The 21,530-nt window shown below is 47.5% G+C and carries 19 protein-coding genes and 2 pseudogenes; 11 read left to right on the top strand and 10 right to left on the bottom strand.

Going from position 1 to position 21,530, the window contains the following annotated elements; translation table 11 throughout:
* Window positions 1-75: 75 nt before the first annotated feature.
* The gene (locus tag BBD42_RS31390) at window positions 76-741 is read left to right on the top strand and encodes a tol-pal system YbgF family protein (protein WP_172455688.1); all 666 of its coding nucleotides are present in this window, start codon (window positions 76-78) and stop codon (window positions 739-741) included.
* 12 nt (window positions 742-753) lie between these two features.
* Window positions 754-1,860, top strand: a complete 1,107-nt coding sequence (locus tag BBD42_RS31395) for a site-specific integrase (protein ID WP_099521356.1) — start codon at window positions 754-756, stop codon at window positions 1,858-1,860.
* A 252-nt stretch (window positions 1,861-2,112) separates the two neighbouring features.
* On the opposite strand, the gene BBD42_RS31400 is transcribed toward BBD42_RS31395, so the two are convergent.
* The 4 genes from BBD42_RS31400 to BBD42_RS31410 all read right to left on the bottom strand — a co-directional run bounded on the left by BBD42_RS31400 (window position 2,113) and on the right by BBD42_RS31410 (window position 6,011).
* A complete protein-coding gene (locus BBD42_RS31400) occupies window positions 2,113-3,699 on the bottom strand; it encodes a trypsin-like peptidase domain-containing protein (protein ID WP_172455689.1) in 1,587 nt (528 codons plus the stop codon).
* A 213-nt stretch (window positions 3,700-3,912) separates the two neighbouring features.
* Window positions 3,913-5,172, bottom strand: a complete 1,260-nt coding sequence (locus BBD42_RS31405) for a TraB/GumN family protein (protein ID WP_099521358.1) — start codon at window positions 5,170-5,172, stop codon at window positions 3,913-3,915.
* A 340-nt stretch (window positions 5,173-5,512) separates the two neighbouring features.
* Window positions 5,513-5,647: a hypothetical protein gene (locus tag BBD42_RS32615; RefSeq protein WP_257790761.1), complete on the bottom strand. Its 135-nt coding sequence runs from the start codon at window positions 5,645-5,647 to the stop codon at window positions 5,513-5,515.
* Window positions 5,631-6,011 carry a hypothetical protein gene (locus BBD42_RS31410; protein WP_099521359.1) on the bottom strand — a complete coding sequence of 127 codons (381 nt, stop codon included), beginning with the start codon at window positions 6,009-6,011 and terminating at the stop codon, window positions 5,631-5,633. The genes BBD42_RS32615 and BBD42_RS31410 overlap by 17 nt, the downstream gene beginning before the upstream one ends.
* Before the next feature lie 160 nt (window positions 6,012-6,171).
* Here BBD42_RS31410 and asnB point away from each other — a divergent pair, with 160 nt between their 5' ends.
* Complete coding sequence (asnB, locus tag BBD42_RS31415; protein WP_099521360.1) at window positions 6,172-8,019, top strand: asparagine synthase (glutamine-hydrolyzing); 1,848 nt, start codon at window positions 6,172-6,174, stop codon at window positions 8,017-8,019.
* A gap of 55 nt (window positions 8,020-8,074) precedes the next feature.
* The gene (locus tag BBD42_RS32940; RefSeq protein WP_099521361.1) at window positions 8,075-8,224 is read left to right on the top strand and encodes a glycosyltransferase; all 150 of its coding nucleotides are present in this window, start codon (window positions 8,075-8,077) and stop codon (window positions 8,222-8,224) included.
* 179 nt (window positions 8,225-8,403) lie between these two features.
* Here BBD42_RS32940 and rdgB read toward each other — a convergent pair whose 3' ends face one another.
* The 3 genes from rdgB to BBD42_RS31435 form a co-directional block, all read right to left on the bottom strand.
* A complete protein-coding gene (gene rdgB / locus BBD42_RS31425; RefSeq protein ID WP_099521907.1) occupies window positions 8,404-9,039 on the bottom strand; it encodes an RdgB/HAM1 family non-canonical purine NTP pyrophosphatase in 636 nt (211 codons plus the stop codon).
* A complete protein-coding gene (gene rph, locus BBD42_RS31430; RefSeq protein ID WP_099521362.1) occupies window positions 9,039-9,788 on the bottom strand; it encodes a ribonuclease PH in 750 nt (249 codons plus the stop codon). Before rph ends, rdgB begins: the two co-directional genes overlap by 1 nt.
* A 151-nt stretch (window positions 9,789-9,939) precedes the next feature.
* Window positions 9,940-11,001 (bottom strand): GerMN domain-containing protein, encoded by a 1,062-nt coding sequence (locus BBD42_RS31435; RefSeq protein ID WP_099521363.1) that lies wholly within the window; start codon window positions 10,999-11,001, stop codon window positions 9,940-9,942.
* A gap of 139 nt (window positions 11,002-11,140) precedes the next feature.
* Here BBD42_RS31435 and BBD42_RS31440 point away from each other — a divergent pair, with 139 nt between their 5' ends.
* Window positions 11,141-11,680, top strand: coding sequence for a phosphatidylglycerophosphatase A family protein (locus BBD42_RS31440; protein WP_056039845.1), 540 nt, complete (start codon window positions 11,141-11,143; stop codon window positions 11,678-11,680).
* Between the two features lie 802 nt (window positions 11,681-12,482).
* Entirely contained in the window at window positions 12,483-14,309 is a 1,827-nt protein-coding gene (locus BBD42_RS31445; RefSeq protein ID WP_099516482.1) for an APC family permease, read from the top strand.
* On the opposite strand, the gene BBD42_RS31450 is transcribed toward BBD42_RS31445, so the two are convergent.
* Both BBD42_RS31450 and BBD42_RS31455 read right to left on the bottom strand, forming a co-directional pair.
* On the bottom strand, window positions 14,294-15,283 hold the full coding sequence (locus BBD42_RS31450; protein ID WP_099516483.1) for an MBL fold metallo-hydrolase: 990 nt from the start codon (window positions 15,281-15,283) through the stop codon (window positions 14,294-14,296). The two genes, BBD42_RS31445 and BBD42_RS31450, sit on opposite strands and share 16 nt — an antisense overlap.
* Window positions 15,283-16,032, bottom strand: a complete 750-nt coding sequence (locus BBD42_RS31455) for a class I SAM-dependent methyltransferase (protein ID WP_099516484.1) — start codon at window positions 16,030-16,032, stop codon at window positions 15,283-15,285. The genes BBD42_RS31450 and BBD42_RS31455 overlap by 1 nt, the downstream gene beginning before the upstream one ends.
* A 194-nt stretch (window positions 16,033-16,226) precedes the next feature.
* Here BBD42_RS31455 and BBD42_RS31460 point away from each other — a divergent pair, with 194 nt between their 5' ends.
* The 3 genes from BBD42_RS31460 to BBD42_RS31470 are packed head-to-tail and all read left to right on the top strand — an operon-like array spanning window position 16,227 to window position 19,758.
* A complete protein-coding gene (locus BBD42_RS31460; protein WP_099516485.1) occupies window positions 16,227-17,558 on the top strand; it encodes a spore germination protein in 1,332 nt (443 codons plus the stop codon).
* Window positions 17,555-18,655 carry a GerAB/ArcD/ProY family transporter gene (locus BBD42_RS31465; protein WP_172455342.1) on the top strand — a complete coding sequence of 367 codons (1,101 nt, stop codon included), beginning with the start codon at window positions 17,555-17,557 and terminating at the stop codon, window positions 18,653-18,655. The genes BBD42_RS31460 and BBD42_RS31465 overlap by 4 nt, the downstream gene beginning before the upstream one ends.
* A complete protein-coding gene (locus BBD42_RS31470) occupies window positions 18,652-19,758 on the top strand; it encodes a Ger(x)C family spore germination protein (RefSeq protein ID WP_099516486.1) in 1,107 nt (368 codons plus the stop codon). Before BBD42_RS31465 ends, BBD42_RS31470 begins: the two co-directional genes overlap by 4 nt.
* A gap of 39 nt (window positions 19,759-19,797) precedes the next feature.
* On the opposite strand, the pseudogene fni reads toward BBD42_RS31470, so the two are convergent.
* Window positions 19,798-20,875 (bottom strand): annotated as a pseudogene (gene fni, locus BBD42_RS32945) (type 2 isopentenyl-diphosphate Delta-isomerase).
* Between the two features lie 161 nt (window positions 20,876-21,036).
* On the opposite strand from fni, the gene BBD42_RS32490 reads away from it, so the two are divergent.
* Complete coding sequence (locus tag BBD42_RS32490; RefSeq protein ID WP_237163302.1) at window positions 21,037-21,183, top strand: hypothetical protein; 147 nt, start codon at window positions 21,037-21,039, stop codon at window positions 21,181-21,183.
* Window positions 21,180-21,392, top strand: a pseudogene (locus BBD42_RS32495) (glucosamine-6-phosphate deaminase); the annotation flags it as partial. The gene BBD42_RS32490 and the pseudogene BBD42_RS32495, both read left to right, overlap by 4 nt.
* Between the last annotated feature and the right edge of the window lie 138 nt (window positions 21,393-21,530).

A 21,530-nucleotide genomic window follows, 5' to 3' on the forward strand; every position in this document is an offset into this window, starting at 1 on the left:
ATGTATGTAGGTAGATTGTAACAACATGCGAATAACTCGGCATCAAACAATAATTTACAAAGGACTGATGCAAAGGTGAATGTCGAAAAGAAAACTAATAACAAAAAGCAAAAACGGCTTATTCGTATCATATTAGCAGCTGCGATACCTTGCCTGTTTATTTTGAGTGCATTAACATCCTCTTATTCTGATTATTCAAAAGCTCATTCTCTATTAGAAAGTAAGAATTACAAAGAAGCTATCGTACAATTTGAAAACCTAGGGGATTATAAAGACAGCGTTCAAATGGCGGCTGAAGCAAATTATCTATTGGGAACCCAACAGCTTAATTCAAAACTCTATAAAGATGCAGCATTAACATTTAAAAAAATCAAAGATTACAGAGATAGTGCAAGAATGAGTAAAGAGTCAACTTATATTTATGCGTTGGGCCTGAAATCTTCCAAAAACTATTCTGAATCGCTAAATGAATTTTTGAGTATTAGAGATTACAAAGATTCTGAAGCGCAAATAAAAGAAGTTACAAATTTGAAAGAATATTACGAAGACAGTTATCAAAGGCCTGAAATTAAATCACCTTCGGTCGGAATGACAAAACAAGAGGTTTTAGATTCTACTTGGGGAAAGCCAATCGATATTAATAAAACTACGACAAAATATGGAGTAAGTGAGCAATGGGTATACAAAAACTATAAATACATTTATTTTGAGGATGGCATCGTGACAACAATTCAAAACTAATGGAGTGAACATATGGCAAGCTACGTGAAGCGCGGCAAGACATGGCAATATACAATTAGCCGCATGATCAACGGTAAGCCCGATCCGATACGGAAGGGCGGATTTGCGACAAAAAAGGAAGCTCAGGTTGTCGCAGGTGAAATTGAAGAGAAACTACGAAAAGGCATCCAGCCACACTTGCGCATGGAACCATTTGATGAATATTATGAGACGTGGGTACGGGTTTTCAAACCTAATATTGCAAAGAATACACTTGAACGCTATTTAAACACTCACAAAACGCTTCAGGAGCACTTCGGAGGTGTTCCAATACAGGAGATAACCAAAAGGAGGTATCAGGAGTTTCTGAACGTCTACGGGGCTACCAGAACGCGAGAATCGGTTCGCAAGCTTAATACCCATATCAGAGCATGCGTCCGGAATGCGATTGACGAAGGAATAATTCAAGTGGACTTCACACGTGGAATTGCGTTAACTGGTTCAAAAGCCGGCAAAAAAGAAGAAGATAAGTACATTGATTATGAAGATGCTAAAAAATTGATAACGTATTTAAAAAATAACTTAGATACGTTGACAGATCACTTGATATTACTCGGGTTATCTTCCGGATTTAGATTTGGCGAGTTGGTCGGATTAACGAAAAAGGACTTTTTGTTCGAATCATCGGAAATACAAATTAATAAAACGTGGGGCTACACTAAAAAAATGAAAAAAGGATTTGGTCCTACGAAAAATGCCAAGTCAGATCGGACGATAAATATAGATCCCGAAACAATGGGCATATTTCAATCATTGTTGAACAGCATGCCTGAGAATCCGCCTGGTCTCATATTTTATAGCGCTAAATCAATGTACAAGTGTTTGAGCAATGGAGGCGCTAATAAAAGATTGGATTTGCTCCTAAATCAACTAGGCATTAGCTCGATGAGCATGCACGGCTTAAGACATACACACGCAAGCATCCTACTGTACAAGAAAGTTTCGATATATTATGTAAGCGAACGATTAGGTCATGCCGATATCGATACTACTATGAAATATTATGCTCATATAGTTAAGGAGCTGCGCGAAGAAGACCAAAAGAATACAACGAAAATTTTCACCGATCTGCTAACTTAAGATCATTTTACACACATTTTACACATACAAATAAAAAAACCCTTATGTATCAAGGGATTTCCGGATGTTTACAGCGTCCTCCTGGGACGTACTTTAATTACATTTATTCCAATTAGATAAAGCAGCGAAAGCACATTATTTTTCGAAATTGTGAGCTTCCACTGCTTTTTTATTTTGTATTTTAATAAAAGAGCGGCTCCTCATCTGAGGAGCCGCTCTTTTTTGTTATTACAACGTACTCTTATGAATACGTTAAATCCGGATGCTTTCTAGATCTTTATCCCCGTAAATATCTAATGAGTAATACATTCTCTTTTCTTTATAATCGAACATTCCGAATATAAAATTATGGAATACGCGGTACCCCGATCCTTCTCTTTCAATGGATTCGGAAGGGTAAGCGCTAGGATAGGTTTTTGAATACGTATCGAGGTATAAACCGACAACTGCTTTTTCCACATTCAAGTTATCGTGCAGCTCTTCCGCAATATAATACATCAGATCCGGTATAACCATATCATCCTTTTTTTGCATTTTCATCAAGCTGGAATAATCAGCAACATCCGTAATGGCTCCACCAATTAATATGTTCTTGGTATCCTCAGAATACGAAACAAACCAAGTGAACTCAAGATCTAAACCATCCTGGGTCAAGTAGCTATACTCATCATTCAGAAAATTTTCAATTTGCTTTGCCGTTGCAGATTGTGTACTTCCAGACGATGTTTCTCCTGGTGCTGCCGCAGTATAAGATTTAGATTGCTGAGGCTTCTTCAAAAATGTGCTTACATCCGTAGAAGGAATCGCTAAATTAATGGCCGCAGAACTTTCGACAAGCGCAGTTGTAATGCCCACTAGCTCGCCCCTCAAGTTAAATAAGGCTCCGCCGCTGCTGCCATGATCGATAGGCGTAGAAATTTGGATATAATTTTGGCCGTCGACCGTTCTGCTCTTCGTACTCACTACGCCGGAAGTGAGCGAGTTCGTAAAGCCTAGCGGCGATCCGATCGCCACGACCGATTCGCCCAATTTCAGCTTTGAGGAATCGCCGATTGTAACGGTGGGCAAGTTCAAATTAGACGAATCTATTTTGATCAAAGCCAGGTCTCTATCCTTATCAGCATTCAAAACAGTGCTGGATACATATTTTGCTTCATCACTTGTATAAATGACCGCTTTATGAGCTCCTTCGATAACATGATAATTGGTTATAATTTCACCTTTTGCACCGACAATTACGCCGCTGCCGCTTGCGATTGCTTTATTATTTTGATCGACTACCTCAATATACACTACCCGGTCGGACAGCTCGCCTATTTGCTCAATCGTCATATCTTGCGTTTTCGCAGGATCGGTAGGGGTTGGGGTAGGTGCCGGCGTAGTGGTCGGAGCAGGCGTTTCCGTCGTTGGCGCCGTTGCATTGCCAGCATTCAAATATATTTTTTTGCTTTTCACTTCAATGCCATACCCTAACGTTTCACTTACAAAACGAAGCGGCACATACGTTACACCCGATATTGCCTTAGGTGCCACATTTAATTTAAAGGAAGCCCCATTTGAATAAGCTATCGGATTATTGATCGTTAAAATAATTTCTGTGCTATCTTTTTTGGCATTGATCGTTTTGGTTTTGCCATTGTAGCTAATCGTTGCCCCTAAAGCTTCAAATAAATTGCGGAAGGGCACTAGCGTCGTGCCTTCACTAACAAATGGAGAATTGCTGAATGTCAGCTCTGTACCATCCAAATATACTTTCCATTTCCCTTCTGCTGCATAACTTGTTGTAGCACTTGGAATAAATAACGAAATCATAAGGATAAAAAATACTATTTTCTTCACTTCAAACATCCCTTCAGTTTATATGCTTCCTGCTTATTGAAGTATATTACAACATTGCTATGTAAGTAAAAGATTAATTTTAAAATAAAAATATTTTTACGAAATTATAGCATTCATTATCCGCGTAGAAAAAGAAAAGACACCACTTCTTCCCCAATTAACAGGAGAAATGGCGTCTTTAATTCCTAATCATTCAATTATAGCAACGATTTACTACTGTCTTTCAACGGTAAAACCATCTTTCTCAAGCATCGTCACGATACCGTCAGGGCCCAACATATGCAATACTCCTACTACTACAAAATAGGTCGATTTATCAGTGCCGTTCAAAAACCCTTTTACTTGATCCGTCATGCCTTTATTGCGGTCTTTAATCAAAGCATTGTAATATTCAGGCTCTTTGGCAACCTCTTCTGTCATTGAAACGAGGACATCATCGCTGCCGCTTACCCACATATCCGTTAAAGCATCAATGCCTGTAGACTCCGAAGGTGCTTGCTGGCTTACTGCATCTAGAGCTTCAACCAGCTGCTTCTCCTGCAATGCATCCGAAAAACGATCAAACATGGACAACTGGCCTTCTGCTGTCTCAAGGGAAATGACAGGGACATTCGCTTTATTCGCTTTTTCTGTAAAATAAAGATCTATGCCATTGCTAGTCTCATAGCCAGTACCCTGCATTTGCAGCGCAGCAATAGTTTGCGTTACTGCCCAAGGCTTATAAGGATCAAATGCATTTTCCGGCAATTTATTAGCCTTCAACAAGGCAACGATTTTCGCATATGTTTCAGCAGAGACATGATCCTTCAGCGTCGTGCCATCCGAGTAAGTACCCAGTTTGTTTGCATAAGTTTGCAATGCAGTTGCATCCAGCTTAGTCAAGTCTACTTCTACTGCGAGATGCTGTGCGGTTTTGAATGCCTCTTCAATTTCCGGGCGAAGCGGATACATGCTGTCTTTTGCCACGTGAATCGAACCAAGCAAGTAAACCGTATTGCCGTTCTTTTCTACTTTCCACAGGAAGCCTTTGCTGCCTTCGGCATTGACCTTAACTGTGAACGTAATCGTGCGAAGCGCTTTGCTCCAGTCTACTTGATAGCCAACTGCCTCACCAATGAAACGCAGCGGAATGTACGTTACATTTTTGATTGTTTTTGGAGCTACTTCAAGCTGTTTTTTCTCGCCGTTGACCGTAGCCGTTTTGTTGCCAATTTGCAGCGACAGGTCTACGCCCTCTTTGGTAGCGGTTACCGTTTGCGTGCTTTTGTTCCACACGACCTTCGCATCAAGCTCTTCCAATATCGGACGCATAGGCACGAGCGTGCTGCCCTTTTCAATAACAGGCTCGAAATTGTCAAATTTGACTTCGCTGCCATTAATAATGACGCTTATTGGCTTCTCAGCCGCATGTACAGGAGTAAACAGGGAAAAAGCTACAAATAATGACATGATTAAAGCACTAATTTTTTTCATTTGGACTCCTTATAAAATACGAATTAGTAGAGAAGAATGCTGCTTGCCCGTTGTAAAAGCCTAAAAGCCCCCCCTTTCACACTTTTATCATTCCATCCCTCTTGGTAAGTTTACCCTCTTCATCCACAGGTTTCAATACCCGCCGCCGCCGCTTTTGTCAATTAAATCCATATTTAAAGCCTATGGTTTTCTTGAAAATAAAAAGCGAATGCTTACCGCATTGTACACGCCTTAACCATTCGCTTTTTGGCGAATCCGTAAGGCGAAGCAGTAAAGCATTCGCTATCAGGTTATTAAAATGTTCGCATACAGCTTTTGGCTAGCTAACGTCAAAAATAGCTTATCTTTGATTGCCGCGACGTTTGCCAGTCGGATTATTTTGCGCATCATGCTTAGGATTTTTATCAACGACCTGCTCGGCAAACTTTGGGTTTACGTCAAATTTCAAGCTTTTATCCTTAGGTGATTGACTCATCTTCTGTTCCCCCTCCCATTGTCGCCTCATGAAGCGGCAGTCCCATCTGCTCGATATGATGCTTCGTTGATTCTGTGCCATACTCATGCAGAAGCTGATAAATTTGGACAATTAAAGAATCGTAGCCGTAGTTCATTTCTTCATCACTAGCCGGGCTGAACGGTGTTTTGGCAAAATGGAACGTCTGCAATTCATCCATGCTCGAAAGCTCCTCAAACAGCTCCTGCAAGCGGATAAACTCCCGTTCGTTCGCCATAATCTCCAGCTCGTAGGCTGCCGCGCCCTGATCCTCAAGAATTTGCCCAGCCTGGACGGATACATAATATTTTCGGCGGGTTTGATCCAATCCATCGCCTTGTCTCATTTGCAAGCTGACACTCCCTTCCAAATTTATGCCGCAAACACAGCTGCTTGCCGCGCCGCCATCCCTAGCTTCCCCAGATGGACAGACATTTTATGCCTTTTTTCAGCATATGACTATTATTATCGCGACTGGAGTCCTGCAGAAGAGAGGGATGAGGGCAATGTGTGGAATAACCGGCTGGATTGATTGGACGCGCGATCTAACCCAAGACAGCAGCATTTTGGAAAAAATGACAAAAACATTGGAGCTTCGCGGGCCTGACGCCTCAGGCACTTGGATATCAGCGCATTGTGCGCTTGGACACCGGCGGCTTAGCGTGATCGATCCGGAAAATGGCGCCCAGCCAATGATTCGGCGCACTGAAGACGATGATCTATTTATCATCGTCTATAACGGCGAATTATACAACGCAGGCGAGCTGCGCAAGGAATTGGAGGCTGCTGGAAGCAAATTTACAACGACCTGCGATACAGAGGTGCTGCTTCTTGCTTTTATGCATTGGGGCAAAGCTTGCGTCGAACGGTTTAATGGCATATTCGCCTTTGCAATATGGAATGTGGAAGAGCAGGAGCTTTTTTTGGCTCGCGACAGACTTGGCGTCAAGCCTTTGTTCATCAGTCAGGCAAACGGGCTGTTTCTGTTCGGCTCAGAACCAAAGGCCATATTAGCACATCCAGACGTGCTGCCGGAGGTCGGTGCTGAAGGGCTTGCTGAGCTGTTTATACTTGGTCCTGCACGTACGCCAGGCCAAGGCGTCTATAAGCATATTACCGAGCTGCTGCCAGCCGAGTGCATGACCGTGTCGCAGGCGGGCATCCGCAAAGCGAAATATTGGAGCCTCGAAAGCTCGCCACATACGGAAAACGTTCAAGAAACGGCCGAGCATGTCCGCGACCTGCTCCGCGATACGACCGAGCGCCAGCTCGTATCGGATGTCCCGGTGTGCACACTGCTGTCTGGCGGGCTGGATTCCAGCGCCTTGACGACGCTTGCAGTGCAATATTACGAGCAGACCGGGCAAGGAAATGTTCATACGTTTTCAGTCGATTATGCGGATAATGCCAAGCATTTTAAAGCTCATGCGTTTCAGCCAAACAGCGACGCCCCTTGGATCGAGCGTATGACCACCTACCTCGATACCATCCATCATCCGGTGCAGTTTGATACGCCGGAGCTGGTAGCCGCTTTGCGGGATGCCACCTTCGCCCGTGACCTGCCAGGCATGGCGGACGTCGATGCTTCGCTGCTTTTGTTTTGCCGTGAAATTAAAAAAGAAGCGACCGTCGCCATTTCTGGTGAGGCGGCCGATGAAATTTTTGGCGGCTATCCATGGTTCCACCGCGAGGATGCGCTGAACGCGTCCACCTTCCCATGGTCGCTCGCCTCGAATATGCGCGCCAGCCTGCTCGCCCCGGATGTGGAAAAATGGATTAAGCCGCTCGATTATATCGGCGACCGCTACGCCCAAGCGGTAGCAGAAGTGCCCCATCTGGATGGCGAAAGCGAGGCTGTACGCAAAATGCGGCAAATGTCTTATCTCAACATTACCCGCTTTATGCCAACGCTGCTGGACCGGAAGGACCGCATGAGCATGGCTGCCGGACTGGAAGTCCGCGTGCCATTTTGCGACCATCGCCTCGTGCAGTATGTATGGAATATTCCTTGGGATATTAAAACATCGGGAGACCGCGAAAAAGGCATTTTACGCAAGGCTCTCCGCGGCGTATTGCCAGACGATGTGCTGACACGCAAAAAAAGTCCGTATCCGAAGACGCATAATCCGAATTATTTAGCGGCTGTCAAAGGGCTGCTGCTTGACCTATTAAACGACTCCTCCTCCCCATTGCTCCCGCTCATTGATGTCAAAAAAGTGCGCGAGCTCGCCGAGTCTGCTGACGCCAGCTCCAATATCCCCTGGTTCGGCCAATTAATGTCTGGCCCCCAGCTGTTTGCTTATTTGTATCAAATGAATCTGTGGCTGAAGGAGTACAGCATTCGTATTAAATGATGCTACCGTTGTCGAAAACGGAGAAAGATCAATAGAACTTTCAATAAACAGCATTATGGATGCAGTAGATGAAATTATAGTCGTTGATACGGGCTCAAAAGATGAAACACTTGCCATTCTCAAACGGCTAGCTGAGGAACAAGAAAAAGTGCAGCTGCAGATCAAGGAAATGCCCGCCTCTGGATGCAGCTTGGAAGGGAAATGAAATCGTTTGACCCCGCCAAGGCGCTTCATTTTTTAAACCGCGCAGAGTCGCTTACAACAAATGAAGGCCTGCTGAAATGGATACGTGAAAGCAAAAACGGACTATAAAAAAAGGAAGCGGCACGCCTCGCAGCGTGCTCGCTTCCTTTTTAGTTATGAGTAGCCCTAATTTTTGCGCTGCTAGACCAGCTTCGGCAAAAGCTCCTTAAGCGCATTGCCGCGATGGCTGATCTGCTGCTTCTCTTCCTTGGACAGCTGCGCCATGCCGCGATTAAGCGTTGGCAGCCAAAACAATGGATCGTAGCCGAAGCCGCCATCCCCGCGCGGCTTGTCCATAATAAAGCCGTCAACGGTTCCTTCGGCTTCCATAAACTCGCCCGTCGCTGGATCGTACAGCGCCAGCACGCATACAAACTGCGCACGGCTCAGCAGCTTCGTGCCATCCTCCAGTGCCTCCGCCGCTTCAGGCAACGCCAAGCGGTTCAGCTCCGCTAGCAGCTTCGCATTATTCGAGCTGTCCGTAGCTCCTTCGCCAGAATATCTGGCTGAATATACGCCTGGAGCACCGGCAAGCGCTGCTACGCTCAAGCCGGAATCATCGGCGAGAACTGGCACCTGGAAGGCATCGCCCGCCGCCTTCGCTTTAATTCGCGCATTTGCCGAGAATGTATCGCCATCCTCCACAATATCCGCAAACTCTGGGTATTCGTTCAGGCTGACTACGCGCTTGCCAAGCTTCGCGAATGCGTGGGCAAATTCCTGGACCTTGCCCTCGTTTTTCGTAGCAATCAGAATGATCTCGCTGCTTAGCTCCATCATTTCTCTGCTCCTCCTCCGATCAGCCCTGCTGCTTCCCCAAGCACCTCGCGCTGCTTTGCAATCAGCTCAGCAATGCCGCCCTCCGCCAGTTCCAGAAGCTCATTCAGCTCCTTGCGGGAAAATGGCGCGTCCTCGCCTGTACCTTGAAGCTCCACAAATTGGCCGCTTCCCGTCATCACGACGTTCATGTCCACCTTGGCCTTAGAGTCCTCGTCATAAGCAAGGTCCAGCATCGGCTGATCTTGAATAACGCCTACGCTCACCGAAGCCAAATAATCTGTAATCGGATATTTCGTAAAGGTGACGTTCGTCGACAGCTTGTTCACTGCCAGACAAAGCGCGAGAAAAGAGCCAGTGATCGAGGTTGTGCGCGTGCCTCCATCCGCTTGAATGACATCGCAATCGAGCGTAATCGTTCTTTCTCCAAGCGCCTGCAAATCTACGACAGACCGCAAAGCTCTGCCAATGAGACGTTGGATTTCCATCGTACGGCCCGTCAGCTTGCCCTTAGCCGCCTCCCGATGATTGCGCGAATGGGTTGCTCTGGGCAGCATCGAATATTCCGCTGTAATCCAGCCTTTGCCCTGATTTTTCATAAAAGGAGGCACACGCTCCTCCACGCTTGCTGTACAAATGACCTTCGTTTCTCCGACCTCAATTAGGACGGATCCTTCCGCATATTTATTTACGCCCGCCGTAATGGTAACCGGTCGCAGCTCATTGGTTTGACGCCCATCTGTTCTCATCGTAATGCAGCCTCCTAGCCTATGTTTCAACACAATACTACCCATTTTACCAAAGTAAAACTAGAAAAGCATCCGTAACCGCAAAAAGAGAGCGCCTATGCGCCCTCTCCCTTTCTTGAAGCCATCACGTAAGGCTCCTTTGCATTTACTTTTATGATTTCATCGCATTCACATGATGCGGTCTGCCGACTGGCTCGTTGTAAGAAGTATTCTGATCATCTACAACGTTCGCTTCACCGTTCAACCGGATTTGAACTTTCGCTGCTCCTGTATTTTCTGTCACAGATAAGACGACGGCCTGCAGCATTTCAGCAGGAGCATTTTGGCCGCTCTCATAGGCGGTATCTTGAAGATCCACCGTTACAGTATCATCCTTCTGCTCAATACTTGTAACCTGAACATCATTGGTCATGACGCCATTCAGCTGCTTGCGGTTAAGCGGGCCGGCAATCAGTTCCTCCACCGCTGCCTTCACCGTCGACTCGGGCCTTGCGATTAGCCTTGTAACGGGAACATAATATTGCTCTTCATTGGATGTTTGGGAGGAGAAATACAGCGTAACTGGCGTTGAGTAAGCCGAGCTGACGCCATCTGCTGTTTCCAGGTTGATGCCGACTGAGCGAGTAAGCGGACGGTCCAGCGGGAAACCATCAACCGGCATTTCACTCAGCTTGCTGCCCTCGTACCATAGCTCCACCTTTTCAATTCCGGTCATCGCCGTCAGCGTCCACGTAATGGCTTCAACGATTTCCCGTTCTTTCGTTGCCGTATAATCTGCAAAAGGAGCGGAAAACTCTACTGTAGCCATCTTCAACTGCGGATCCACATGGTAGGATTTAATTTGAGTACCTTGTGGAATCACAGCCTGAAAATCTTCCGGAAGCTGGCTTTCATAAGCGCCGCCATCGACCATCATTTCCAGCGCCTTCTGCCCGGCCGCTTCTTTGCCGCCAAGCGTCGTACGCAGCGAGATTGGTGCAAGGTATCCATTTTTGTCCTCTAAGTATACGGTCAACTGCGTTTCTTCTCCCTGTGGATTTACGCTGCTTGTCTGTCCTGTATTCGTACCGTCAATGACGTTGGTTGATTCCGTCTGAGGCGGGTCAATCTCCTTGCTTGTCTCCGTTGAGAACAGCCCGCACCCTGCGCTCAGCAGAGGCACAACCATAACACCGCTTATCGCGGCAAGGCGAATCCATTTCGTTTGAACCATTTTGTTTTTTCCTCCTCTAGTGATTTTTGCCGCATGCGGCTTTGTACAACTCTCATTTTGTAGTAATATGTATACGAGCCCTTCCCCGTTTTAGACCAGTTTTGTCCACAAAATTACATCCAATAAGGGGGACACCAAGATGACAACACCACAACCATACAGCTTGAACAGCCGCAAGGTTGCCGAAGCGACGGAGGAGTGGCTTGTAAAGCGCGGCATTACGAAAATCGCCGTGGCCCAGCTCGTGCATTTTTTGCAAAAGGATTATTTCCCAGAGCTAACAATCGATGAATGCATCGTAAATGTTGACGCTGTTTTATCCAAACGCGAGGTGCAAAATGCAGTGCTCACCGGCATCCAGCTCGATATGCTCGCCGAGGAAGGCAAGCTGCTGCCGCCGCTTCAGGAGATGATTAAAAACGATGAAGGGCTATACGGCTGCGATGAAATTCTCGCCTTGTCCATCGTCAATGTATATGGAAGCATCGGCTTCACAAACTTCGGCTATATTGACAAGCTGAAGCCCGGCATTTTGAAAAAGCTTAACGATAAATCGAGCGGCGATGTACACACCTTCCTCGATGATATTATCGGTGCCATTGCAGCCTCAGCTGCAAGCCGCATTGCTCATCGAAAGCAAGCGGAGCGTGAAGGAGCAACTAATCCCCCGCTCGATTAAAAGTCGGATAGATAACGAACAGGCGCCGCGTCTTGCCAAAGACGCAGCGCCTGTTTGATGTCTACCAGATAAAAGACTGCTTGCGCGTTTCACTAGCGCTCCCGATGCCCTCTCTCTCCCATCAACCATTCCGCCTCTCCATTTTCTTTTTTCTTTTTCCTTTAGGTATTCGGCATAAGCCACTCGGTATTCGACTTTCGACTTTCGGCACTCATGATTTCAGGTTTCAGGTTTTTATTTTCTGATTTTTACTTTTTGATTCTTAATTTTTTGCTTTTTGCATTCTGCAATCTGCATTCTGCTTTCTGCTTTCTCGTATGGCCATGCAAATTGTTTGCTCTATTTTTTGCTTTATGCTGTTATCCCCTTAGCTCAGAAACCAGGCTTTCGTACGCAATCCCCCTTTTCTGAGCTAAGGGGATAACTCCCCAAAGCGAACAAAAGACAATATTTATTTTCCCCTTCAAGCTCAACCATTCCTCACGCTTTCATTGCCTGGAATAGGCAATAATCATTCCTACCGCAAGCTACACCTCGCGCCGCTAAACAGCGTTGATTTGTAATCGCTTACATGATCAAAAGAGAACCTTTCCGCCTCTTTTCAGCTGAAAACGAGATTTTACAAAAAGCATGCCTGGGGACTATGATCATCATTGCACCTGCCTCAAACCGAGTCGCTTGCGGAGAGAACAAGCAGCTTTTTTTTCCATGGTGAAAAAACTTATAACAGGAGATAGTAGCAATAACATGCTCTGCATAAATGCTTTATACTCTTACGACTAACTGCTGGCGGTGACCTGAAATGATGACTTTTTTAAAACGGCTTTTAATTGGACGGCCGCTCAAATCCAATGAACTGGGCGACCAGAAACTGATCAAGCTGAAAGCGCTGGCCATTCTTTCGTCGGATGCCCTCTCCTCCGTTGCCTATGGACCGGAACAAATTTTGATTGTCTTAATAACAGTAAGTGCTGCTGCATTCTGGTATTCAGTACCAATTGCTGCTTTCGTGCTCATTTTGCTGCTGGCGCTTATTCTGTCTTACCGGCAAATTATTTTCGCCTATCCGCATGGCGGGGGCGCATATGTCGTATCCAAAGAAAATCTCGGCATTTTCCCCGGATTAATTTCAGGCGGATCCTTGCTAGTGGACTACATATTGACGGTAGCGGTCAGCGTCTCCGCTGGAACCGACGCCATTACGTCGGCTTTTCCCAGCCTCCATGAGCATAATGTGTTGATTGCTGTTATTTTCGTCATTTTAATTACGATATTGAATTTGCGTGGCGTGACCGAGTCGGCATCCATTCTCGCCTACCCGGTATATTTGTTCGTTCTTGCGCTGTTTATTTTAATCGGAGCAGGTATTTACAATATTTCAACCGGCCATGTGCCGCCTGAGCTGCATACGCCGATTGGGACGCCAGTTGCAGGCATCAGCTTGTTCCTGCTGCTGCGTGCCTTTGCGTCTGGCAGCTCCGCGCTCACAGGGGTAGAAGCCATTTCCAATGCGATTCCAAACTTTCGCGACCCGGCTCCCCGGAATGCTGCAAAGACGCTCTCATCCATGGGCATTTTGCTGGCTATTCTTTTCTCTGGCATTGTGTTCCTTGCCTATTATTACGGCATTAAACCGGCGGTAGAAGTAACCGTCGTTTCCCAAATTGCTGAGCATACGTTTGGGCGGCATTTTATGTATTTCTTCATTCAAGGCACTACGGCGCTGATTTTGATTTTGGCAGCTAATACAGGATATTCGGCTTTTCCGCTGCTCGCGGTGAATTTGGCTAAAGACAAGTTTATTCCGCGGATGTTTACGGTCAGGGGCGATCGCCTTGGCTATTCCAATGGCATTATCAGCCTTGGCGTGCTTTCCATCCTGTTGATTATTGCTTTTGGCGGTCAGACCGAGCATTTGATTCCGCTTTATGCGGTCGGGGTATTCATTCCATTTACCTTGTCCCAGACGGGGATGATTGTGAAATGGATCCGCCAGAAGCCGAAGGGCTGGGTCGTGAAGCTGCTTATAAACTCGGCAGGGGCGCTCATCAGCTTGATCGTCACAATGATGTTCTTTTTGACGAAGTTCGCTCAAGTATGGCCTGTGCTCGTGTTTCTGCCGATTATTATTTATGTGTTTCACCGAATTAAAAAGCATTACAACGCCGTCGGCGAACAGCTGCGGCTCACCACGTGCGAGCCTGCAATGCCCATCGAAGGCAATGTGCTGATTTTGCCTGTGGCCGGAATGACACATGTTGTCGATAATTCCATTGCTTATGCCAAGTCACTGTCCGTGAATCAAATTATTGCGGTGTATGTGCCATTTGAGCGGGAGGAAGGCGAAGCGTTCGAGGAAAAATGGAAGGATTGGCAGCCGGACGTGCGATTAGTCGTATTGCATTCGCCTTATCGTTCGGTTATGCAGCCGCTGCTGAAATTTATTGATACGGTGGAGCGCAAGGCCAGCCAGTCCAGCTACCGCGTGACGGTGATTATACCGCAATTTATCCCGAAACGCGGCTGGCATAATATTTTGCACAACCAGACGAGCTTTATGATTCGCGCCCTGCTGCTGCACCGCAAAAACGTCGTAGTTACGACCGTTCCCTATCATCTCAAAAAATAAATAACGCCCGCACGCTCCGTACGCGATATCCGGCCCGACTGCTCCAGCTCATACAAATGGGCGAGCGTCTCGGCCATAGCAAAACGGTGCTGATGCGGGCTTTGTTGTGCCCGTGCACCGAAAGATCGTCCACACACCTCAAAGCCTGTGAGCGGCTCCTCCAGCATCAGCAGCATTTGCTCAAGCCGCTGCACATGATGCTGCTTAATTTCTGCGATTCGGCCAGCAAATGTCGTGAACGAATCATAATGCCCTGGAAAAGCGCGCTTAACCTCATATTCGCTTAAGCGATCCAGGCTTGCCAGAAAATCGCCAAGCGGATTCATCTCCTCGCCAGGAACGACGCTAATATTGGGAGTTATGCGCGGAAGCACCTGATCGCCGCATATCATCCATTTTTTGTTGGCTTCATAGAAACAGAGTTGGCCATAGGCATGTCCTGGCGCATCAAGCAGCTCCCACTGTGAACCGCCAAGCTCAAGCGTCTCGCCAGCCTCTATATACCTGATTTGATCTTGCTGCGGCTGCGGCGAAACTTTTTCCTGAAAGCTGCTTAAGTTGCTGCTAATTTCGTCAATGTAGTGCTGCGGCATGCCATGCAGCGCAAATAATTCAGCAAGCTCTCCTGTCATTGTGCTGCCCTCTCCCCATAAGTGCCTAACATAGCGATGGGCACGCCGGGACATCAAGACTGGTGCGCCGCTTAACTCGGCAAAATAGCCCGCGAGACCGTAATGATCAGGATGCTGATGCGTAAGGACGATGCGCGAAATTTGCTCTGGCACAATCGAATGGTCCGCAAATACCGCTTCCCAAACCGCAAGCGTCTCCTCCGTTCGGAGACCAGGATCGATAAGCGTATAACCTCCCGCAGGCTCAGTAAATACATAGCTGTTTACCGTTTTTAAGGCAAAGGGCAGCGGAAGCCTCACTTGCAGCAGACCATGCTCCCATTGCACCGCTTGAGCCGCCATTACGCATTAGCCTTTCCAAGCATAATAAGGCGCGGCGAGTTCAGCTCATCATAGGCTGAGCCATCAACGTTGCCAAATGTTTTCTCCAGCACAAGGCCTGCCTCGGCGAACGCCCGCTCAAACCACGTGAGCGAATACAGGCGAACCTGCTCATCATAATGGCGATTGTCTGCCTCATCGCTGCTTACGGCAATTTCTATATGCTTTTTGACCCAGCCATCTTCAATTTTACGCTGCTCGCGAATGACCCAGCCGGACTCTGCATCCTTGCGCTCCGATGCCGAAACGAGATTACGCTCTACATAAGCCGGATTCAGAAAATCAATTAGAAATGGCGCACCCGGCTTCAGCATGCGGCGAATTTCCCGCAGCACCTGCACGTTCTCTTTTTCATCTGCAAAATAGCCAAACGACGTAAATAAATTAACCGTTCCCTCGAACGTCCCCGATTCGAAAGGGAGCTGGCGCATGTCGCCCTGCACCCAGGTTACGCGCTGCAACGCATCATGCTTCCTCGCTTCGCTAAGCAGCGGATCCGACAAATCCATCCCCGTCACTTCATAGCCGCAGTCTGCCAGTGCCAGCGCATGGCGTCCCATGCCGCAGCCAATGTCCAGCACCTTTGCCTTAGCCGGAAGCTGGAGCCACTGCGCCATCAGCTGTACCTCCTTGTAGGCGTTGTCCCAATCCCGATGCTTATAAACAACCATATAATCGCTTCCAAAACTCTGCTCAAACCAGTTGGACATATGTATTCTCCTCTACCCTTGCAATTCACTTCTCATCCCTTCATTGTACTGCACTTTATGCTACTTAGGCAAAAGGATGCCCTGTAATGATTCACTCCAATGGGTATAATTACAGGTCGCCTGGCGCACCTTAAGCCCGTGAGCGACAAGCTGGAAGCTCGCTTTGCCCATTTTGCTGCTAAGGAGGAAACCCTATGATCGACCACATTCGCCTGCTGTTTGCCCAATCGGTTGACCTGAAGGTGCAACAGCTCAAAAATGACGATTTGATTATCGAAATTGCCTATATCTCCTCTTTATGCGACGATCAAATGATTAGCAATTATGTGCTAGTACCTTTTATGAAGGAAGAGGTGCCTTACGATAAACAGCTTCGTACGATTAGCGACTATCTAGTCGTTGATGATCCAGCTACGTGGACCGATTTGCTGCTGAAAGGCAATATTTTAATAGAAGCTCAAGGCATCGTTTACTCGCTTTACACAGCGAAAATTATTAGTAATGAAAGTACCCAAACCCAAGTAGAAAGTGCAATTCAAGGTCCGCAGCTTGCGTTGAACGAAGATTTGAAAAAATCGCTTAACCTCATCCGCAGCATGTACCACTCTCCTGAGCTGTGTGTAGAAGAGCACACCGTAGGCTCGCTGTCGAAGACGGAAATTATTGTGCTGTTTGATCAGCGCCGCGTCGATCCTACTGTATTGAATCAGTTGAGGCAAAGACTGACGAAAGCGCAAACCGAAATGCTGCAGGCCGCAGGAGAGCTGGAAACGATTTTAACCGGAAAGCAGTGGCATCTGTTCCCTACCGTCCTGATTACCGAGCGCCCGGATCGCATTACGACGGCTATCTCCAATGGTAAAATCGCCATTCTCATTAAAGGAAATATGTTTGCTCTAGTGCTGCCTGTCACCTTTTTTGACTTCATGCATGCAGTCGAGGATAACTACGAAGCCTTTTGGATGACTCGCACGCTTATTTTACTGCGCTATGTTGCGGTTGTATTGACCATTACGCTGCCTGCCCTCTATGTATCCATTATCTCTTACAATCCAGAGCTCTTTCGGGTACAGCTGGCACTCTCCATCGCCGGAAGCCGCTCGGCTGTACCCTACCCGTCCTTTATCGAGGTAATGGTTATGCTATTTATGATCGAAGCGCTAATTGAGGCCAGCATTCGGCTGCCCCGCTATATTGGTTCAACAGCTACGACCGTCGGAGGACTTATTTTGGGACAGGCGGCCCAGCAGGCCGGTCTCGTCAGCAGCATTATGATTATTGTGACCTCCGTCGTCGCCATTTCCAATTTTGTCGTTCCGGTCAATTCCTTGTCATTTGCCATCCGCTTTCTGAAATATCCGCTCATTGTGATGGCCATCTTTTTCGGCATTACCGGTGTTACCGTTGGCTCATTCATGTACGTGGTCTATTTATGCAATTTGCGCAGCTTCGGCAAGCCTTATTTCCGCATGTTTGCAGGCACAAAATCACAGTCAGGGGACATTGGGCAGGTGAAGGTGGAATGACACGCTACTTCTTTTACAACTTTTTTCTGACCAGCTTCGTCAACTTGATGCTGTATGTGCCGCATATTCTAATCGAACACCGCTACAGCGGCGCTGTCTCCTCGATGCTGATTTCCGGGGCCACCGGAACTTTGCTAACCTATGCCTATACTGCTGCGCTAGCGCATTTTCCCGGCATGGGACTGCCTGAAATTTTACGGGCCTATTGGCCGCGGTGGCTCGTCTCGCCCATTATGGTTTATGTGGCGATTATTTGCTTCGTATCGTCTACTATTGTCGTGGCCGCCTTTGCGATCATGATCAACCGCTTTTTCAATCCGGAGCTGAATCCGCTGGTCATTTTATGCCTGCTCGTTATTGCCTGCAGCTATGCGGCCTCACGCTCGACGTTATCCGTACAGCATATTATCGAAGTTGGACTGCTGCTCAATGCGCCGATTATTTTTTTCGTGCTGTTCAAAATGGTGAGAAGCCCGCAGCTAAATTGGGATGCCATTCATACCGTCGCCAATTTTGTCATGGTGCGTCCAGAGCTTGGCTCTATTGCCGCCGGGGTATTTGTATTCACCGGATTTTTCAACCTGTCGATTTTCAATCGTCTACTGCCGCCGAATTTCAGCTATACGTATCGCTGGCTCGTACCGATATTTGGCATGATAATTTTGAGCATTTCCTTCTTCGTGCCAATCGGATTCCATGGCACTGAAGCGGTAGAAGAATACCTTTATGTATGGAGCATGACTGCTGACTCGATTACGCTGCAATACGGCTTTATCGAACGGGTATTGTTTCTGTTCCTGATTGTGTATCTAAATCTATCGCTCATTTATACGATGAGCTGCTGGCATCAAGCGATGGAATTTATTAAAAGCTGCTTCCCCAAGCTGAAGATGGCAACCGACTTCGAGGAAACGCCCGTTATCAACTATATGATTTGCGGCGTGTTTGCTATAGCTGCCGTATTTTATTTATATTTCAGCGATGAACGTTTAGAGTTTATGTTTACACGCTATTGGCTGACGGCGATGCTGTTTTCTTATATAGCCATCGTGATTTCCGTGTTCATGCTTAGCCGAAAGGAGCGTAAATCCGCATGAAGATGCGCTGGTTAAAGCTCATGCTGCTGGCTTTGTGCATGCTGTTGGCCTGTACAGCATTAAGCGGCTGCGGCTTTAAGGATATTGACAAACGTTATTTTATCGTGGCGATGGGTATCGATTACAGTGGCAAAAAACAAAATCCTTTTCTCATTACGCTGCGCCTCGCCATTGCCTCGCCAAAAATCGAGCCGGGGGCTGGCAAAGCGCAAGTTGAAACAATTGAAGCCGCAAGCATCGCCGAAGGTGTGCGCATGCTCAAAGCCCATGTGGACAAGGAATTGGACTTTGGCCATTGCAAAATTTTTCTCATCGGTGAGCGCGTTGCCTATAAGGATTATTCCCCTGTGCTGGATTGGATGAAAAGACGGCGGGATATACAAAGTATTGCGAATTTGGCGATTGGCAAGCCGGATGCCCGGACGATTTTGAAAATTAATCCCCAGGCGGAGCGCTATCCGGGAAATGCGCTGTTTCTAAGCTTCGGTGCAGATGGAACGGACAATCCCTATACATATGTAGAAAATCTTTCGGATCTGACGAGGCGCGTCATGGAAAAAGGTCTGGACCCCGTCCTGCCAATTATTCGTAACGAAGGCACCAGCGGCTATATTATTAACCACACGGCGCTGCTGGATAAATCAAAAATCAAGCTAGTCCTAAAACCGGAAGAATCACAGCTATTTAACCAGTTGGCTCAAAACTACGAGAAGTCTTCGATTCAAGGAAGTTTCTCAAACAATCGGATTGTGGGAGCCATCAGCAAAATTAAAAGCCATTATCACTTTAGCGAGCATAATGGCAAGCTTCAATTAAACATGGACGTTCGCATAAAAGCGCTTATGGAGGAAGCACCTCCACATTTGTTTGAGCAGGGCTGGGGGCAGGTGGAGCAAAAGCTAAGCCAGGACTACTCCAAATTGACGGATAAGCTGCTGATAAAAATACAGCAGGCTGGCGTCGATCCTTTCGGCTTTGGCCTGCATTACAGGGCGACTCATGGTGGCGAAGCAGCCTGGAAGCAATGGGAAAATATTTACCCGACGCTGCAATTCGCCGTCAATGCCCGAATCAAAATCGAAGGGACCGGCCTGATTAAATAGGCTGCGGTCCCTTCGTTTGTTATGTAGGCTATGCCATGATTAGTCGGCTTTCGAAGCTAGCCGGTCCGTCTGGCGTAGCTGCTCAATCGTGCGGACGCCAATGCCGAACATCGCCGCCTTTAATTCAAACTCAATTCGCTCAAACTGCTGGGTAAGCTGGCGAATTGACAGGTCGGTCGTCCCATGCACCGCTTGCGGCAATAAGACGCGCCCAAAGCCAGCGAGATTCGCTCCAAGCGCAATCGCTTTAGCCGCATCAACACCATGCCTTAATCCGCCGCTCGCTATGACATTCATATGCGGCAACGTGCTGCGAATCGCGCTAACGCTTTCCGCTGTCGGAATGCCCCAATCGGCAAATGCCTCCGCAGCTTGCCGGCGCAATCCATCACCCGCCCGGTATTTCTCGACCTGGCTCCATGAAGTTCCCCCCGCTCCAGCGGCGTCAATAAAGGAAATGCCTGCATTCGCTAGCATTGCGGCGGTACCCGCATCAATGCCCCAGCCTACTTCCTTCACACCGACTGGCACAGGGAGGGCGCGGCATACTTGCTCAATTCGCCGTCAGCAAGCCGCGGAAGTCCGTGTTGCCTTCCGGCTGAAAACCTCCTGCATGCTGTTGACGTGAAGCACGAGGGCATTCGCCTCTGCTATGTCAACTGCACGCAAGCAATCATCCGTACCGAAGCCGTAATTCAGCTGTACCGCTCCGAGATTGGCGATGATCGGTACCGAAGGCGCCTCCATTCTAATATGGAAGGAGGCTGCCAAGTCCTCACGCTCAATAGCGCCCGCATGGAACCGAGACCAATCGCCCAGCCTCGTGCCTCGGCAGCCTCAGCCAGGCGGCGGTTAATAGCCCCAGCCTCCGAGGTGCCTCCGGTCATAGAGCTGACGAGCAGCGGCGCTTTCATCGGCGAATTGAACCACTCCGTCTTAAGTTCAATTTCCTCAATGACAGCTCAGGCAGCGCATTATGACGGAACCGCAGTCGATCAAGCCCTGTATCGATATGCTGGCCGTTCACTTCCTCCTGCAAGCAAATGCGGATATGCTCATTTTTGCGTTTCGCGGTTTTCGCCGCTTCCTCCGCCTCCGTACGCTGCGTTGTCGTCATTGCCTTTACCTCCTGCAAATATTCTATCCGTCCATCATAACATACGCTGTGAGTACATGTTAAATTGATTGTAAAAATCATTAATATGAACTTTACATCAAAATTATTGTTAAAAGATATTTTTGGTTTAAAATAAAATCATAACCTGAAGGAGGCGCTTCATGATGCAAATCATTCACTTTAACGACTGGGAGCTGCTTGACGCTTATGCGGCTCAAACCATTATTAATAAAGTCCAAGAAAAGCCAAATGCGGTGCTAGGGCTCGCTACAGGCTCGACACCTCTAGGCATCTATGCCAAAATATAGAAGCATACCGCAGCAAGGAAGTCTCGTTCGCCCAGACGACTACCGTCAATTTGGACGAATATGTAGGCCTGCCTGCCGAGCATGAACAAAGCTATGCTTATTATATGAAGCAGCATTTATTTTCCCATATTGATATTGCAGACGATCATTATCATTTGCCTAATGGGCTGGCTGAAAATTTGGAAGCCGAATGCGACCGTTACGACCAGCTGCTGGAGCAGAACCCGATCGATATTCAGTTGCTTGGGCTCGGACATAACGGACATATCGGATTTAATGAGCCCGACACTAAGCTATCCGCGGGTACCCATGCCGTTCAGCTGAAGGCGGCTACGCTGGAAGCAAAT

Origin of the sequence: Paenibacillus sp. BIHB 4019 (assembly GCF_002741035.1) — a bacterium.
In the GTDB taxonomy this organism is placed as follows: domain Bacteria; phylum Bacillota; class Bacilli; order Paenibacillales; family Paenibacillaceae; genus Pristimantibacillus.

Bases quoted from the DNA above. Each gene is read 5' to 3' on its own strand.
- BBD42_RS32615 (WP_257790761.1), bottom strand. From the start codon at position 5,647: ATGAGTCAATCACCTAAGGATAAAAGCTTGAAATTTGACGTAAACCCA.
- BBD42_RS31410 (WP_099521359.1), bottom strand. From the start codon at position 6,011: ATGAGACAAGGCGATGGATTGGATCAAACCCGCCGAAAATATTATGTA.
- rdgB (WP_099521907.1), bottom strand. From the start codon at position 9,039: ATGGAGCTAAGCAGCGAGATCATTCTGATTGCTACGAAAAACGAGGGC.
- BBD42_RS31395 (WP_099521356.1), top strand. From the start codon at position 754: ATGGCAAGCTACGTGAAGCGCGGCAAGACATGGCAATATACAATTAGC.
- BBD42_RS31465 (WP_172455342.1), top strand. From the start codon at position 17,555: ATGACACGCTACTTCTTTTACAACTTTTTTCTGACCAGCTTCGTCAAC.
- BBD42_RS31470 (WP_099516486.1), top strand. From the start codon at position 18,652: ATGAAGATGCGCTGGTTAAAGCTCATGCTGCTGGCTTTGTGCATGCTG.
- BBD42_RS31405 (WP_099521358.1), bottom strand. From the start codon at position 5,172: ATGAAAAAAATTAGTGCTTTAATCATGTCATTATTTGTAGCTTTTTCC.
- BBD42_RS31435 (WP_099521363.1), bottom strand. From the start codon at position 11,001: ATGGTTCAAACGAAATGGATTCGCCTTGCCGCGATAAGCGGTGTTATG.
- BBD42_RS31440 (WP_056039845.1), top strand. From the start codon at position 11,141: ATGACAACACCACAACCATACAGCTTGAACAGCCGCAAGGTTGCCGAA.
- BBD42_RS31445 (WP_099516482.1), top strand. From the start codon at position 12,483: ATGATGACTTTTTTAAAACGGCTTTTAATTGGACGGCCGCTCAAATCC.
- BBD42_RS31460 (WP_099516485.1), top strand. From the start codon at position 16,227: ATGATCGACCACATTCGCCTGCTGTTTGCCCAATCGGTTGACCTGAAG.
- asnB (WP_099521360.1), top strand. From the start codon at position 6,172: ATGTGTGGAATAACCGGCTGGATTGATTGGACGCGCGATCTAACCCAA.
- BBD42_RS31455 (WP_099516484.1), bottom strand. From the start codon at position 16,032: ATGTCCAACTGGTTTGAGCAGAGTTTTGGAAGCGATTATATGGTTGTT.
- BBD42_RS32490 (WP_237163302.1), top strand. From the start codon at position 21,037: ATGATGCAAATCATTCACTTTAACGACTGGGAGCTGCTTGACGCTTAT.
- rph (WP_099521362.1), bottom strand. From the start codon at position 9,788: ATGAGAACAGATGGGCGTCAAACCAATGAGCTGCGACCGGTTACCATT.
- BBD42_RS32940 (WP_099521361.1), top strand. From the start codon at position 8,075: ATGGATGCAGTAGATGAAATTATAGTCGTTGATACGGGCTCAAAAGAT.
- BBD42_RS31450 (WP_099516483.1), bottom strand. From the start codon at position 15,283: ATGGCGGCTCAAGCGGTGCAATGGGAGCATGGTCTGCTGCAAGTGAGG.